Here is a 13,971-nt window from a genome sequence, read left to right on the forward strand (position 1 = left end):
TGGCGCTATGGTGTAGGAGTTCCAGGCGGTTCGGATCACCAAGAACGTGTTCCGGGAGGGTTGCGTGGAGGTCACCGCTGACGTGGTCGTCGCCGGCTTCGGCGCCGCCGGTGCGTGCGCCGCGCTCGAAGCCGCGGCCTCCGGTGCGTCCGTGGTGGTGCTGGACCGGTTCGCCGGCGGTGGCGCGACGGCGTTGTCCGGCGGGGTCGTCTACGCCGGTGGTGGCACGCGCCAGCAGGTCGAGGCCGGGGTCGCCGACACGCCCGAGTCGATGCACGCCTACCTCAGGCACGAGGTCCGCGACGCGGTGTCGGACGAGACACTGCGCCGGTTCTGCCGGGACAGCGCGAAGATGCTGGCCTGGCTGGAGGACCAGGGCGTGCCGTTCGGCGCGCGGCTGTGCCCGTTCAAGACCTCCTACCCGACCGACGACTACCACCTCTACTTCTCCGGCAGCGAGACCGCCTGGCCCGACCCGGTGCCGCGCGGGCACCGGACCAGGGCGAAGGGCACGTCCGGGAGCGTCTTCTTCGCCCGGCTCGCCGAGGCCACCCGGCGAGCGGGGGTGCGGGTCATGACCCAGACGCGGGCCGTGGAGCTCGTCGTGGCCGACCGGGTGACCGGCGTGCGGTGCCGGACGCTGACCGGCCCGCCCCGAGCGCTGCACCGGGCGTTGTCGAGGGCCGCGGCCAAGCCGTGGCTCTACCTCCCACCGCTCGGGCGCGCACTGCACCGGGTCGCGGCGGCCGTGGAACGCCGGTTCGGCCGTGAGCTGACGGTGCACGCCCGGCGCGGCGTCGTCATCGCCGCCGGCGGGTTCATCGCGAACCGGGCGATGCTGCGCGACCACGCACCGGCCCACCGCGGCGGTCTCGCCCTGGGCACCCCCGGTGACGACGGCAGCGGCATCCGGCTCGGCACCGCCGCCGGTGGCACGACCGACCGGCTGGACAAGATCTCGGTGTGGCGGTTCGTCACGCCGCCCAGCGCGTTGCAACGCGGCATCCTCGTCGACATCGACGGTCAGCCGTTCGGCGACGCCACCCGCTACGGCGCGGCGATCGGCGACGAGATCATCCGGCGCGACGGCAAGGCGTGGCTGCTCGTCGACGACGACACGCTGAGCGTCGCCAAGGCCCAGGTCGGCACGCAGACCGCGCGCTTCCAGCGCTTCCAGGCCCTCTACCTGCTCTCCCGCGGCCTCGTCACCGCGCCGACGATCGAGGCCGCCGCCGAGAAGGCGGGCATCAGGGCACCGCAGGTCGAACCGTTCGGGCGGCCACCGTACTCGCTGATCGACGTCTCGGTGCGGTTCGACTCCTTCCGGCGCGGCTTCGGTTACCCCTGCCCGATGCTCACCCTCGGCGGCTTGGTCGTCGACGAGCAGACCGGTGCGGTGCAGGGGGTGCGCGGCCTGTACGCGGCGGGCCGATCCGCGGTCGGGGTGTGCTCGGAGTCGTACGTCAGCGGCCTCGCGCTCGCCGACTGCGTCTTCTCCGGCCGGCGCGCCGGCCACCACGTGGCGAAGGAGGACCGGTGCTGACGATGGAGAAGAGGGCGGCGGCCGCACAGCTGCTGCGCACCGCCGAACGCGAGCGCGTGCCGATCACACCGCTGGTGGAGCTGTACCCGGACATCGACGTGGTCGACGCCTACGAGATCCAGCTGCTCAACGTGCGGCACCGCAACCGCGACGTCATCGGCCACAAGGTCGGCCTGTCGTCGCCGGCGATGCAGCAGATGATGGGCGTGGACGAACCCGACTACGGGCACCTGCTCGACGACATGCAGCTGCACGGCACCGCGGACGCCTCGGCGTACCTGTACCCGCGGGTCGAGGTGGAGATCGCGTTCCTGCTCGGCCACGACCTGCCCGGCGAGGGCTGCACGGTCGCGGACGTGCTCGCCGCCACCGAGTTCGTGGCACCCGCGATCGAGCTGATCGACAGCCGCATCGCCGACTGGCGGATCACGCTCCCCGACACCATCGCCGACAACGCCTCCTCCGCGGCGTTCGTCCTGGGCGGCGAACGCGTGCGGCCGTCCGATGTGGACATCCGCGGCGTCGAGGCGACCCTGGCGCGCAACGGGGAGCCGGTTGCCCAAGGCCGTGGTGACGCGGTGCTGGGTGATCCGGCGATCGCGGTGGCGTGGCTCGCGCAGAAAGTGGCCACGTTCGGTGTGCGGCTGCTGGCCGGCGACATCGTGCTGCCCGGCTCGTGCACGCGGGCGTTCGACGCGAAACCGGGAGACGAGTTCCGCGCCGAGTTCGCCGGACTCGGTTCTGTCGACCTGAAGTTCGAGTGAGGTGAACGGGTGAAGGCGGCCATCGTCGGGTCCGGCAACATCGGCACCGACCTGCTCTACAAGCTCCTGCGCTCACCGACGCTGGAACCCCGCTGGATGGTGGGCGTCGACCCGTCCAGCGAGGGCCTGCGGCGAGCGCGCGAGGCGGGTCTGGAGGCCACGGCCGAGGGCGTGGACTGGTTGCTGCGCCAGGACGAGCTGCCCGACGTCGTGTTCGAGGCGACCTCGGCCGCGGTGCACCGGGCCAACGCCCCGCGCTACGCCGAGGCCGGCATCCGGGCCGTCGACCTGACCCCCGCCGCGGTCGGCCCGTACGTGGTGCCGCCGGTCAACCTGCGCGAACACCTCGGCGCACCGAACGTCAACCTGATCACCTGCGGCGGCCAGGCCACGATCCCGGTGGTGCACGCCGTGTCGCGGGTCGTGCCGGTCGAGTACGCGGAGATCGTCGCCAGCGTCGCGTCGGTGTCGGCCGGACCGGGCACACGCGCGAACATCGACGAGTTCACCCGCACCACCAGCCGCGGCATCGAGACGATCGGCGGCGCCGGCCGCGGCAAGGCGATCATCGTGCTCAACCCGGCCGACCCGCCGATGATCATGCGCGACACCGTCTTCTGCGCGATCCCCGAGGACGCCGACCCGGACCCGATCACCGACTCGATCACCCGGATGGAGACCGACCTCCGCGCGTACGTCCCGGGGTTCCGGCTGCTGCGCGAGCCGCAGTACGACCCCGGCCGCGTCGCGATCTTCGTCGAGGTCGCGGGAGCGGGCGACTTCCTGCCGCCCTACGCCGGGAACCTCGACATCATGACGGCCGCCGCGACCAAGGTGGGGGAGGAGATCGCCGATGCAGTTGCGGCTGACCGACACGTCTCTGCGTGACGGCTCGCACCACAAGCGCCACCGGTTCACCGTCGACGACGTGCGCTCGATCGTCGGCGCGCTCGACGACGCCGGGGTGCCGGTCATCGAGGTCACCCACGGCGACGGGCTGGGCGGGTCGTCGTTCACCTACGGCTTCAGCCGCACACCGGAGCAGGAGCTGATCAAGACCGCGGTGGCCACGGCCCGGCAGGCCAGGATCGCCGTGCTGATGCTGCCGGGCGTCGGCGTCAAGGACGACATCCTGGTGTCGCAGGACAACGGCGCGTCGATCGTGCGGATCGCCACCCACTGCACCGAGGCCGACGTGTCGGTGCAGCACTTCCAGCTCGCCCGCGAACGCGGGCTGGAGACCGTCGGGTTCCTGATGATGGCGCACTCGCGGCCACCGGAGGCGTTGGCACGTCAAGCGAGGATCATGGCCGACGCCGGGTGCCAGTGCGTCTACGTGGTCGACTCGGCCGGCGCGCTGGTGCTGGAACAGGTGTCCGACCGGGTGGCCGCGCTGGTGGCGGAGCTGGGGGACGACGCGCAGGTCGGGTTCCACGGGCACGAGAACCTCGGGCTGAGCGTGGCGAACTCGGTCGCCGCGGCACGGGCGGGCGCGAAGCAGATCGACGGCAGCGTGCGCGGGTTCGGCGCGGGAGCGGGCAACACGCCGCTGGAGGCGTTCGTCGGCGTCTGCGACAAGCTCGGGTTCACCACCGGCGTCGACTTCTTCAAGATCGTCGACGCGGCCGAGGACGTCGTGCGGCCGGTGATGCCCGAGGAGTGCCTGCTCGACCGGATGGCGCTGATGATGGGGTACGCGGGCGTCTACTCCAGCTTCCTCAAGCACGCCTACACCCAGGCGGAGCGCTACGGCGTGTCCGGCGCGGAGCTGCTCGTGCGCGCCGGTCGGCGCGAGCTCGTGGGTGGCCAGGAGGACCAGCTGATCGACATCGCACTGGAGCTGAGCAGGGAGGAGGTTCGATGAGCGAGGAGATCCTCGGCAAGGTGCGGGAGCTGCTGCCCGCGCTGCGCGAGCGCGCGGCGGAGACCGAACAGCTGCGCAGGGTGCCGCCGGAGTCGGTGAAGGCGTTGCAGGAGACCGGGTTCTTCCGGATGCTGCAACCCGTGCGCTGCGGCGGGTTCGAGACGCACCCGGTCGCGTTCTACACCGCGGTCAAGATGATCGCGAGCGCCTGCGGGTCCACGGGCTGGGTCTCGTCCGTGCTGGGCGTGCACCCGTGGCACGTCGGGCTGTTCGACGTGAAGGCGCAGGACGAGGTGTTCGGCGAGGACCAGGACACCCGCATCTCCTCCTCCTACGCACCGACCGGCAGGGCGACCGCCGTGGAGGGCGGGTTCCGGTTCAGCGGCAGGTGGAGCTTCTCCTCGGGCTGCGACCACGCCACGTGGGTGCTGCTCGGCGGACTGGTGATGAACGACGAGGGAAAGCCCGTCGACTTCCGCACGTTCCTGCTGCCGATCGCCGACTACACGATCAACGACGTGTGGGACACGGTCGGCCTGCGCGGCACGGGCAGCAACGACATCGTGGTGTCCGACGTGTTCGTGCCCGAGCACCGCACGCTGAGCATGGCGCACACCGCGCGGTGCCAGTGCCCCGGCCAGGAGGTGAACCCCGGACCGTTGTTCCGCATGCCGTACGGGACGATCCACCCGTACGCGATCACCGCGCCGATGATCGGCATGGCGGCCGGCGCGTACGAGCTGCACGTCAACGCCACGCGCGAGCGCGTCCGTGCCGCCTACCTGGGCGAGAAGGCCGTCGACGACCCGTTCGCGCAGGTCCGGATCGCCACGGCGGCCAACGACATCGACACCGCGTGGTGGCAGCTCGAGAAGGACGTCGACGACGAGTGGGAGCACGCCGTCGCCGGCACGAGGATTCCGGTCGAGCTGCGCCTGCGGGCGCGCAGGGACCAGGTGCTGGGCAGCGCGCGGGCCCTCTCCGCGATCGACCGGCTCTTCGAGAGCGCGGGCGGCAAGGCGATCAACGCGAACCTGCCGTTGCCCCGGTTCTGGCGTGACGCCCACGCCGCACGGGTGCACGCGGCCAACGACCCGGAGCGCTCGCTGGTGATGTTCGGCAAGAACGAGCTCGGCATCCCAGTCCGCGACGGCCTGTTCTGACCGCAACGGGAAGCTGCAGAGGAGAGACATGGTTCGGTTGCACTACCACGAGGCCGGCGCCGACCACGCCGAGACGCTGGTGCTGCTGCACGGCGGCGGGCCGGGTGCGTCGGCGCTGAGCAACTTCGGCCGCACCATCCCGGTGCTCGCCAAGTCGTTCCGGGTGCTGGCGGTGGACCAGCCGGGGTTCGGTGAGTCGGAGAAGCCGACCGAGCACGGCCAGTACTTCGCCCACGCCGCCGAGGCGCTGCGCGGGCTGCTCGACGACCTCGGGGTGGAGAAGGCACACCTCCTCGGCAACTCACTCGGCGGCGGCACGGCCGTGCGGTTCGCACTGGACCACCCGAAACGCGCCGGACGGCTGGTCCTGATGGGACCGGGTGGCCTGTCGCTCAACGTCTTCGCACCCGACCCGACCGAGGGCGTGCGCAAGCTCAGCGCGTTCGCCAAGGACCCGACGCGGGAGCGGATCGAGGAGTTCCTGCGGATCATGGTGTTCGACCAGTCGCTGATCACCGACGAGCTGATCGACGAACGGTTCGCCGCCGCGTCCCGGCCGGAGTCGCTGAAAGCCATGGTCGCGATGGGGAAGTCGTTCTCCGGACCGGACTTCGAGCAGGGCATGCTCTGGCGCGAGGCCCACAGGCTGCGCCAACGGGTGCTGCTCGTGTGGGGCCGCGAGGACCGGGTCAACCCGCTCGACGGCGCCCTTGTCGCGTTGAAGCTGATCCCACGCGCACAGCTGCACGTGTTCGGCGGGTGCGGGCACTGGGCGCAGCTGGAGAAGTTCGACGAGTTCAACCGGCTCGCGGCAGACTTCCTCTTGGAGACGTGATGGGCATCCGATCGCTGGGCTACCTGCGGATCGAGGCCACCGACATCGGCCGGTGGCGCGAGTTCGGGTTGAAGGTGCTCGGGCTCGTGGAGGGCAAGGGCTCGACCGAGGGCGCGCTGTACTTCCGGATGGACGACTTCCCGGCCCGGCTGGTGATCGTGCCCGGTGCGGCCGACCGGTTGCTCGCCTCCGGCTGGGAGGTCGCGACCGAGGCCGAGTTGGACGAGGTCGCGAAACGCCTGGCGTCCGCGGGCGTCGCGGTCGTCGAGGGCACGGCCGAGGAGCTCGCCGAACGCCGGGTCACCGGGATGGTCAAGTTCGAGGACCCGTCCGGCAACACGCTGGAGGTGTTCCACGGCGCCGCCCTGGAGCACCGGCGGGTGGTGTCCCCGTACGGGCACCGGTTCGTCACCGAGGACCAGGGCCTCGGCCACGTCGTGCTGTCCACCTCGGACGACGAGGCCGCGCTGCACTTCTACCGCGACGTGCTCGGGTTCCGGCTGCGCGACTCGATGCGGCTGCCCCCGCAGTTCGTCGGCAGGCCCGCCGACGGGCCACCGGCGTGGCTGCGGTTCTTCGGCTGCAACCCGCGCCACCACAGCCTCGCGTTCCTGCCGATGCCCACCCCGTCCGGGATCGTGCACCTGATGATCGAGGTGGAGAGCACCGACGACGTCGGGCTGACGCTGGACCGGGCGTTGCGGCGCAAGGTGCCGATGTCGGCGACGCTCGGCCGGCACGTCAACGACCTGATGCTGTCGTTCTACCTGAAGACACCCGGCGGGTTCGACGTCGAGTTCGGCTGCGAGGGACGGCAGGTGTCCGATGAGGACTGGATCGCGCGAGAGAGCACGGCGGTGAGCCTGTGGGGTCACGACTTCAGCGTGGGGCACCGGGGGTAGCGCGCTTCCGGTCGGTCCTGGGGCACTTCTGCACCGGCGTGACCGTGGTGACGGGCATGTCCGCGACCGGCCCGGTGGGGTTCGCCTGCCAGTCGTTCGCGGCGTTGTCGCTGGACCCGCCGCTCGTGCTGTTCTGCCCGCAGCGCACGTCGGGCAGCTGGGCGGCGATGTCCCCGGCCGGGGCGTTCTGCGTGAACGTGCTCGCCGAGGACCAGCGGGAGCTGTCGGCGGTGTTCGGCCGGGCAGGGGCGGACAAGTTCGCCGGCGTCGCGTGGTCCCCGTCGGGCACCGGTGCTCCGGTGCTCGGCGGGGCGCTCACGTGGGTCGACTGCCGGGTCACGACCGTGCACGAGGCCGGTGACCACTACGTCGTGATCGGCGAGGTCGTCGAGCTCGGACCGCAACGCGACGCACGACCGTTGCTGTTCTACCGCGGCCGGTACGCCGCGCAGGCCGACCTCGACCCGCGCGGCCGGTCCGGCGAGGTGCTCGACACCCTCCTGACCTGGCAGCGCCAGTCAGAGTGGAGCTGACGCCGTGACCCGCCAGGTCGCCGTCGGGAAGCTGACCTCGCCGTCGTGCACGAACTCGTCGAACGCGCCGCGCACCCGGTCGAGAATCCGGTCGCGGTCCCGCTCGGGTGCCTCCCGCAGGGCGCGGCTGACCGGGCCCATGTTCGTCAGGTACGGCAGCAGCACCTCCTCGGGCAGCCGGGTGGTGCGGTCGATCGGCGTGACCTCGACGTCCGCCCAGCCGTCGAGGACCTCGCGGACCCGCGCCGGATCGGCGAGCGAGAACGGCCCCGGCCCGTCCAGGTCACGCGCGGGCATGCCGGGCAGGATCTCCCTCGCCACGCGGTCGCCGGTGAGCATGAACGGGTTCTCCTCCTGCGCCCGCCACGTGATGAAGCACAGCTCACCACCCGGTTCGACGGCCGTGCGCAGGTTCGTGAACGCCGCGCCGGGGTCGGCGAAGAACATCACGCCGAACCGCGACACGACCAGGTCGAACCGCTGCTCGAACACGTGCGTCTGCGCGTCGGCCAGCAGGAACTCCGCCTGCCCGTGCTCCCGCGCCGCCGCGACCATCGACTCGGCGATGTCGACCCCGACGCACTCCGCACCGGTGGCCGCGGCGACCGCCCGCGTCACCCCGCCGGTGCCGCACCCGACGTCGAGCACCCTCCTGCGCGGCCGCTCCGCCGCCTTCTCGACCAGCAGTTCCTCGAACGGCCGCAGGATCTGGCCCACGGTGTCCTGCACCCGCGCCCAGCCCTGCCCCGACGTGTTCCACAGCGCCGCCTGCTCGGCGTTGACCTCTGCCATGCTCCTACCGTCCTACTTCAAGCCGACTTGAGGTCAAGTGTCGTGGACGAGATCGCCATCGGCGAGGTGGTGCGCCGCTCCGGCGTGCCCGCCTCCACCCTGCGCTACTACGAGGAGCGCGGCCTGATCGCCTCGACCGGCCGTCGCGGCCTGACCCGCGTGTTCCCGGCGTCGGTGCTCGGGCAGCTCGCGCTGATCGCCGTGTGCCGCAACGTCGGGTTCTCGCTCGACGAGATCGCCCGGATGCTCGCCCGCGACGTGTCGAACCTCGACCGGGCGATGCTGTCGGGCAAGGCCGACGAGCTGGACGCGATGATCACCCGGATGACGGTGATGCGAGACCGGCTCCGCCACGCCGCCGCCTGCCCCGCTCCCAGCCACGCGGAGTGCCCCGCGTTCCAGCGGATGCTGCGCGAAGCCGGCCCAGGCGCGTGAGGTGCTGCTGCGGGCTGCCGAACAGCTGAGCGCTGCCGTGCGCCCGCTTGAAGTACAGGTGCGCGTCGTGCTCCCAGGTGATCGCGATACCGCCGTGCAGCTGGATCATCTCGGCGGCGACCTTCTGGAACGCCTCCGAGCAGTAGACCTTCGCGACCGCGGCCGAGACCTCGTCGGACGCCGCCTCCGCCGCCGACCGGGCGGTCTCGACGAGGACGTGCAGGTCGGCCATCCGGTGCTTGAGCGCCTGGAACGAGCCGATCGGCTTGCCGAACTGGACGCGGGTCCTGGTGTGCTCGACGGTGAGCTCCAGCGCCCGTTGCGCCGCACCGACCTGCTCCGCGGCCAACGCCGCGTACGCGACGTCCTGCACACGCGGGTCCCACGGCCCGAGCCGCGCGCCTTCGGCATCGGCGAGGTGGACGGCCGCGAGCCGCCGGGTCGGGTCCATCGCCGGGGTGTGCCGCCGGGTCACGCCCGGCTGGTGCGGGTCGACCTCGTAGAGCGAAGTGCCGTTGACGACCAGCAGCACCTCGGCGAGGTCACCGTCCACGACGTGGTTCGCCGTCCCGGTCAGGTCGCGGATCTCCGCTTCCCACGGCCACACGAGCGCCGCGACCGCCCCGCCGGCGATGCGCGGCAGCAACCGGGCGCACGCCTTGGCGTTGCCGGTGGCCAGCAGTGCCTGGCTCGCCAGCGTCGAGGACAGCAGCGGCGCCGGGGTCAGCGTGCGCCCGAGCTCCGCCAGCACCACGTGCGTCTCGGCGAGCCCCGCCCCGGCCCCGCCGTACTCCTCGGGCACGGCGAGCCCCGCGACGCCGACCTCCCCGCACAGCTTCGCCCACAACGCCGTGTCGTACCCGGCCGGTTCCTCGATCGCCGCCCGCACGTCGGAGTGCTTGGCCAGCAACGCGCGCACGGAGTCCCGCAACGCGACCTGCTCCGGTGTCACAACGCCTCCAGCACGCGGTTCCGGTGGAACGACAGGCTTCCCCACGCGGTGCGCAGGGCCCGGGTCCGCATCAGGAACCGGCTCAGCTCGTACTCGGCGGTGTAGCCGATCGCGCCGTGCACCTGCAACGCGGTCCGTGCCGCCCGCCAGGCCGCCTCGGAGGTGGCGACCTTGGCGGCCGACACGTCCCGCGGGGCCATCGTGACCGCCGCGCCGAACACCAGCGGCCGGGCCAGCTCCAGTCCGATGAGGACGTCCGCGAGGTGGTGCTTGACCGCCTGGAACGACCCGATCGGCCTGCCGAACTGGACGCGGGTCTTGGCGTGCGCGGTCGTGAGCTCGAGCATCGCACGGCCCAGGCCCAGCAGCTGGGCCGAACACGCCAGGACGCCGAGGTCGAACGCACGGGCGGCGGGGACGTCGGTGGCGACCACCGGGCCGCCCGTCACCTCGACGAGCGTCCGCGCCGGGTCGACGGACGCATGGGTGGTCACGGGCGTGGCCTCGCGCAGGGTGGTGCCCTCGACCAGGTGGTACCGCTCCGCCTCGACGGCGTGCGGCACGTGCGGCGGGAACGCCACCGAACCACCGACCCCGAGCACCGGCCCCACCGCGTACGTCTCCACCACCGGCCCGTCCACCGCGTGGTGGCCCAGCTCCTCGAACACCACCACCAGGTCCACCGGGTCCGAGACGTCCCCGACCCCCACAGCCGCGAGGTCCCGCCGGCCCTGCGCCAGGAACCCGTGCAGCACCGCCCCGAAGTCGGCCTGCTCGGCCGAGAGCGCGAACCTCATCGCGGCAGCCCCAAGATCCGCTCGGCGACCACGTTGCGCTGGACCTCGTTGGTGCCCGCGTAGATCGGGCCCGACAACGAGAACACCCACCCGTCCCGCCAGTCCGGCGCCACCTCGCCGAGCAGGTCCAGCGCCGTCTCGTGGATCGCGACGTCCAGCTCCGACCAGAACACCTTCGTCACGCTCACCTGCGGCCCCGACGGCGGGGCCTCCACCGCGCCGAACGTGTGCAGCCGGTACGCCTGCGCCCCGATCCACGCGTCCACCACCCGGTCGCGCACCGCCGGGTCCGGCCGTTCCCGGTACAGCTGGACCAACCGCGCCGCCGCCGCGACGAACCGCCCCGGACTGCGCAACGTCAGCCCGCGTTCGCTGCTCGCCGTGTTCATCGCGACCCGCCACCCGTCGCCGGGCTCGCCGATCACGTCCTCGTCGGGCACGAACACGTCGTCCAGGAAGACCTCCGCGAACCCCGGCTCACCGCCGAGCTGCCGGATCGGCCGCACGGTGACCCCGGGCGCGCGCAACGAGAACATCAGGTACGTCAGCCCGCGATGACGGCCCTCGGGACCGGTGCGGAACAGGCCGAACGCCCGGTCCGCGAACGCCGCCCGCGAGCTCCACGTCTTCTGCCCGCGCACCGACCAGCCGCCGTCACAACGCACCGCCGTGCTGCGCAACGACGCCAGGTCGCTGCCGGACTCCGGTTCCGACCACGCCTGCGCCCACACCTCGTCCGCGCGGGCCATCGCGGGCAGCAGCCGCTCGCGCTGCTCGTCGGTGCCGAACGCGAACAGCGTCGGCGCCAGCAGGAAGATCCCGTTCTGCGACACCCGGCCCGGCGCGCCCGCGGCGTGGTACTCCTCCTCGAACACCAGCCACTGCACCAGCGACGCGTCCCGGCCGCCGAACTCCGCCGGCCACGACACCACCGACAACCGCTCGGCGGCCAGCTCCCGTTCCCACGCCCGGTGCTCCTCGAACCCGGCCGCGGTGTCCATGGAGGACAACGGCCGGACGTGCGAGCGCAACCACGACCGCACCTCGTCGCGGAACTCGGTCGTCGCGTCGTCCAGGTCGAGGTCCATCAGCCCGACGCCTCCTTCATCGACCGCGCGTCCATCCCCGCCAGGGCGTCCGCGCCGACCTCGGCGTTGTGCGCGTGCGCGAAGTGGTGCAGCCCGAACACCGAGTCCATGCCGGCGCGCATCCCCATCAGGTCCTCCGACTGGTTCACCGCCCGTTTCGCGAGCGCCAGGCCGAACTGCGGCATCGCCGAGATCCGCCCGGCCAACGCGAAAGCCGCTTCTTCCAGCTCCGCGCGCGGCACGACCCGTGACACCATGCCCCACTCGTAGGCGCGTGCGGCGGAGAAGCGGTCACCCGTGAACAGCACCTCCTTCGCCGCCCGCGGCCCCAGCACCCACGGGTGCGCGAAGTACTCGACGCCGGGAATTCCCATCCGCACCACCGGGTCGGCGAAGAACGCGTCCTCGGCGGCCACGACCAGGTCGCACACCCACGCCAGCATCAGCCCGCCCGCGACGCACGCCCCCTGCACCATCGCGATCATCGGCTTCGGGATCTCCCGCCACCGCCGGCACATGCCCAGGTAGACCTCCATCTCCCGCGCGTACCTGAGGTCACCGCCGGGACGGCCGACGTGGTCCCACCACATCACCGCGCGTCGCTCGAACGACCGGTCCACGTCCCGGCCGGGCGAGCCGATGTCGTGGCCCGCGGAGAAGTGGTCACCGGCACCGGCCAGCACGATGACCTTGACCTCGGCGTCGTCCACCGCGCGCGTGAAGGCCTCGTCCAACGCGTAGGTCATCGCCGAGTTCTGCGCGTTGCGGTACTCCGGCCGGTTCATGGTCACGACGGCGACCGCGCCCCGCCGCTCGTACGAGACAGTCACGCGTTCTCCTTGCGCAGTAGGCTCTTCAGGACCTTGCCGCCGGCGTTGCGGGGGAGTGCGGGCACGAACTCGACCGCACGCGGCACCTTGTAGTTCGCGAGCAGCGACCGGCAGTGCTCGACCACCGCCGGCTCGGTGAGCGACCGGCCGGGTGCGGTCACCACGAACGCCTTCCCGACCTCGCCGAGCCGCCCGTCGGGCATGCCCACGACCGCCGACTCGGCCACCCCCGGCAACCGGGCCAGCGCCTGCTCGACCTCGGCCGGGTAGACGTTGAACCCGCCGCAGATGTACATGTCCTTCAGCCGGTCCGTGATCGACAGGTACCCGCGCGAGTCGACGCGCCCCACGTCGCCGGTGTGCAGCCAGCCGCCGGCGTCGACCGCCAGCGCCGTCGCCTCCTCGTCGTCCAGGTACCCGAGCATCACGTTCGGCCCGCGCAGCAGCACCTCGTCCCGCTCGCCCAGCCGCAGTTCGAACCCGGCCACCGGCGCCCCGCACGTGGTCGCCACGGTCTGCGGCGAGTCGTCCGGCCGGCACATCGTCGCCACCACGGCCTCGGTCAGCCCGTAGGCCGTCAGCACGGTCTCGAACAGCTCCCGCATCCGTTCGACCAGCACCACGGGTACCACCGCGGCCCCGGTCACGGCGAGCCGCAGCGACGACAGGTCGAACGACGACCGCTCGGGGTGGTCGAGCACCGACTGGAAGATCGTCGGAGCCCCCGGCAGCACGGTGATCCGCTCCCGTTCGACCAGCCGCATCGTCTCGACGACGTCGAACACCGGTTGCGGCACGATCGTCGCGCCGGTCAGCAGGCAGGCGAGGATTCCGGCCTTGTACCCGAAGGTGTGGAAGAAGGGGTTGACGACCAGGTACCGGTCACCCGCCGACAGCGACCCGCAGTCCGCCCACGCCCGCGCGACCCCGAGCGACTGCCGGTGCGCGCTCATCGCGCCCTTGCTGCGCCCGGTCGTGCCCGAGGTGAACATGATGTCGCAGACCTGGTCGGGCTCGATCGCAGGCAGCTCCACCGCAGCGCCCGGCCACTCGAACGGCAGCCGCACCACCACCTCCGGCAGCGGCGACCCCGTCAACTCGGCCAGCCGGTCCCGCCCCAGGAACGACCCCTCGACGACGAACGCGCGCACCTTGCCGCGCACCAGCACGTCCAGCGTCTCGGCAACGGTGAACCGGGTGTTGATCGGCACCAGCGCCGCGCCCGCGCACAACGCCCCCAGCGCCGCCACGACCCAGCGGTGGCTGTTCGGCGCGCACAACGCCACCCGGTCGCCCGGCCGCACACCCATCCCCGCGAGCGAGCGCGCTGCGACGTCAACCGCCGAACGAAGCTCGGTGAAGGTGAGCCGGACTTCCCCGTCCACCAACGCTTCCGCTTCACCGTGCAGTGCCGCCGCCCGGTCGAGCACCGCTGAAACCGTGTGCCTGCTTGGATCGATCGCCATCGCGCCT

Annotated in this window: 14 protein-coding genes and 1 pseudogene; 9 read left to right on the forward strand and 6 right to left on the reverse strand. The window is 72.0% G+C overall.

The features are described from left to right. Positions 1-64: 64 nt before the first annotated feature. The 8 genes and pseudogenes from ACZ7CF_RS22805 to hsaB all read left to right on the forward strand — a co-directional run bounded on the left by ACZ7CF_RS22805 (position 65) and on the right by hsaB (position 7,604). Positions 65-1,543, forward strand: a complete 1,479-nt coding sequence (locus ACZ7CF_RS22805; protein ID WP_470370504.1) for an FAD-binding protein — start codon at positions 65-67, stop codon at positions 1,541-1,543. 2 nt (positions 1,544-1,545) lie between these two features. Then, on the forward strand, positions 1,546-2,307 hold the full coding sequence (locus ACZ7CF_RS22810; RefSeq protein WP_458434386.1) for a 2-keto-4-pentenoate hydratase: 762 nt from the start codon (positions 1,546-1,548) through the stop codon (positions 2,305-2,307). A gap of 9 nt (positions 2,308-2,316) precedes the next feature. After that, on the forward strand, positions 2,317-3,195 hold the full coding sequence (locus ACZ7CF_RS22815) for an acetaldehyde dehydrogenase (acetylating) (RefSeq protein WP_470370505.1): 879 nt from the start codon (positions 2,317-2,319) through the stop codon (positions 3,193-3,195). Then, positions 3,161-4,171 carry a 4-hydroxy-2-oxovalerate aldolase gene (gene dmpG / locus ACZ7CF_RS22820; protein ID WP_458431895.1) on the forward strand — a complete coding sequence of 337 codons (1,011 nt, stop codon included), beginning with the start codon at positions 3,161-3,163 and terminating at the stop codon, positions 4,169-4,171. The genes ACZ7CF_RS22815 and dmpG overlap by 35 nt, the downstream gene beginning before the upstream one ends. Beyond that, positions 4,168-5,334, forward strand: coding sequence for a 3-hydroxy-9,10-secoandrosta-1,3,5(10)-triene-9,17-dione monooxygenase oxygenase subunit (gene hsaA, locus ACZ7CF_RS22825; RefSeq protein WP_470370506.1), 1,167 nt, complete (start codon positions 4,168-4,170; stop codon positions 5,332-5,334). The genes dmpG and hsaA overlap by 4 nt, the downstream gene beginning before the upstream one ends. A gap of 1 nt (position 5,335) precedes the next feature. Further along, positions 5,336-6,169, forward strand: a pseudogene (hsaD, locus tag ACZ7CF_RS22830) (4,5:9,10-diseco-3-hydroxy-5,9,17-trioxoandrosta-1(10),2-diene-4-oate hydrolase); the annotation flags it as partial. Next, positions 6,169-7,071, forward strand: coding sequence for an iron-dependent extradiol dioxygenase HsaC (hsaC, locus tag ACZ7CF_RS22835; protein ID WP_470370507.1), 903 nt, complete (start codon positions 6,169-6,171; stop codon positions 7,069-7,071). The pseudogene hsaD and the gene hsaC, both read left to right, overlap by 1 nt. After that, positions 7,035-7,604, forward strand: coding sequence for a 3-hydroxy-9,10-secoandrosta-1,3,5(10)-triene-9,17-dione monooxygenase reductase subunit (gene hsaB, locus ACZ7CF_RS22840; RefSeq protein WP_458431897.1), 570 nt, complete (start codon positions 7,035-7,037; stop codon positions 7,602-7,604). Before hsaC ends, hsaB begins: the two co-directional genes overlap by 37 nt. Here the strand turns inward: hsaB and ACZ7CF_RS22845 are convergent. Beyond that, a complete protein-coding gene (locus ACZ7CF_RS22845) occupies positions 7,590-8,396 on the reverse strand; it encodes a class I SAM-dependent methyltransferase (protein ID WP_470370508.1) in 807 nt (268 codons plus the stop codon). The genes hsaB and ACZ7CF_RS22845 overlap by 15 nt on opposite strands. A 42-nt stretch (positions 8,397-8,438) precedes the next feature. Between ACZ7CF_RS22845 and ACZ7CF_RS22850 the strand changes: the two genes are divergently transcribed. Then, entirely contained in the window at positions 8,439-8,831 is a 393-nt protein-coding gene (locus tag ACZ7CF_RS22850; RefSeq protein WP_360389086.1) for a helix-turn-helix domain-containing protein, read from the forward strand. Here the strand turns inward: ACZ7CF_RS22850 and ACZ7CF_RS22855 are convergent. Genes ACZ7CF_RS22855 through ACZ7CF_RS22875 form a run of 5 tightly spaced genes read right to left on the reverse strand, consistent with a single transcriptional unit; the run spans position 8,713 to position 13,964 of the window. Continuing rightward, complete coding sequence (locus ACZ7CF_RS22855) at positions 8,713-9,783, reverse strand: acyl-CoA dehydrogenase family protein (protein ID WP_470370509.1); 1,071 nt, start codon at positions 9,781-9,783, stop codon at positions 8,713-8,715. The genes ACZ7CF_RS22850 and ACZ7CF_RS22855 overlap by 119 nt on opposite strands. After that, the gene (locus ACZ7CF_RS22860; protein ID WP_470370510.1) at positions 9,780-10,580 is read right to left on the reverse strand and encodes an acyl-CoA dehydrogenase family protein; all 801 of its coding nucleotides are present in this window, start codon (positions 10,578-10,580) and stop codon (positions 9,780-9,782) included. The genes ACZ7CF_RS22855 and ACZ7CF_RS22860 overlap by 4 nt, the downstream gene beginning before the upstream one ends. Beyond that, positions 10,577-11,668: an acyl-CoA dehydrogenase family protein gene (locus ACZ7CF_RS22865; protein WP_470370511.1), complete on the reverse strand. Its 1,092-nt coding sequence runs from the start codon at positions 11,666-11,668 to the stop codon at positions 10,577-10,579. Before ACZ7CF_RS22865 ends, ACZ7CF_RS22860 begins: the two co-directional genes overlap by 4 nt. Next, the gene (locus tag ACZ7CF_RS22870; RefSeq protein WP_458431902.1) at positions 11,668-12,498 is read right to left on the reverse strand and encodes an enoyl-CoA hydratase; all 831 of its coding nucleotides are present in this window, start codon (positions 12,496-12,498) and stop codon (positions 11,668-11,670) included. The genes ACZ7CF_RS22865 and ACZ7CF_RS22870 overlap by 1 nt, the downstream gene beginning before the upstream one ends. After that, positions 12,495-13,964 (reverse strand): FadD3 family acyl-CoA ligase, encoded by a 1,470-nt coding sequence (locus ACZ7CF_RS22875; protein ID WP_470370512.1) that lies wholly within the window; start codon positions 13,962-13,964, stop codon positions 12,495-12,497. The genes ACZ7CF_RS22870 and ACZ7CF_RS22875 overlap by 4 nt, the downstream gene beginning before the upstream one ends. Positions 13,965-13,971 lie beyond the last annotated feature (7 nt).

Source organism: Lentzea sp. NPDC036955 (genome assembly GCF_055608005.1).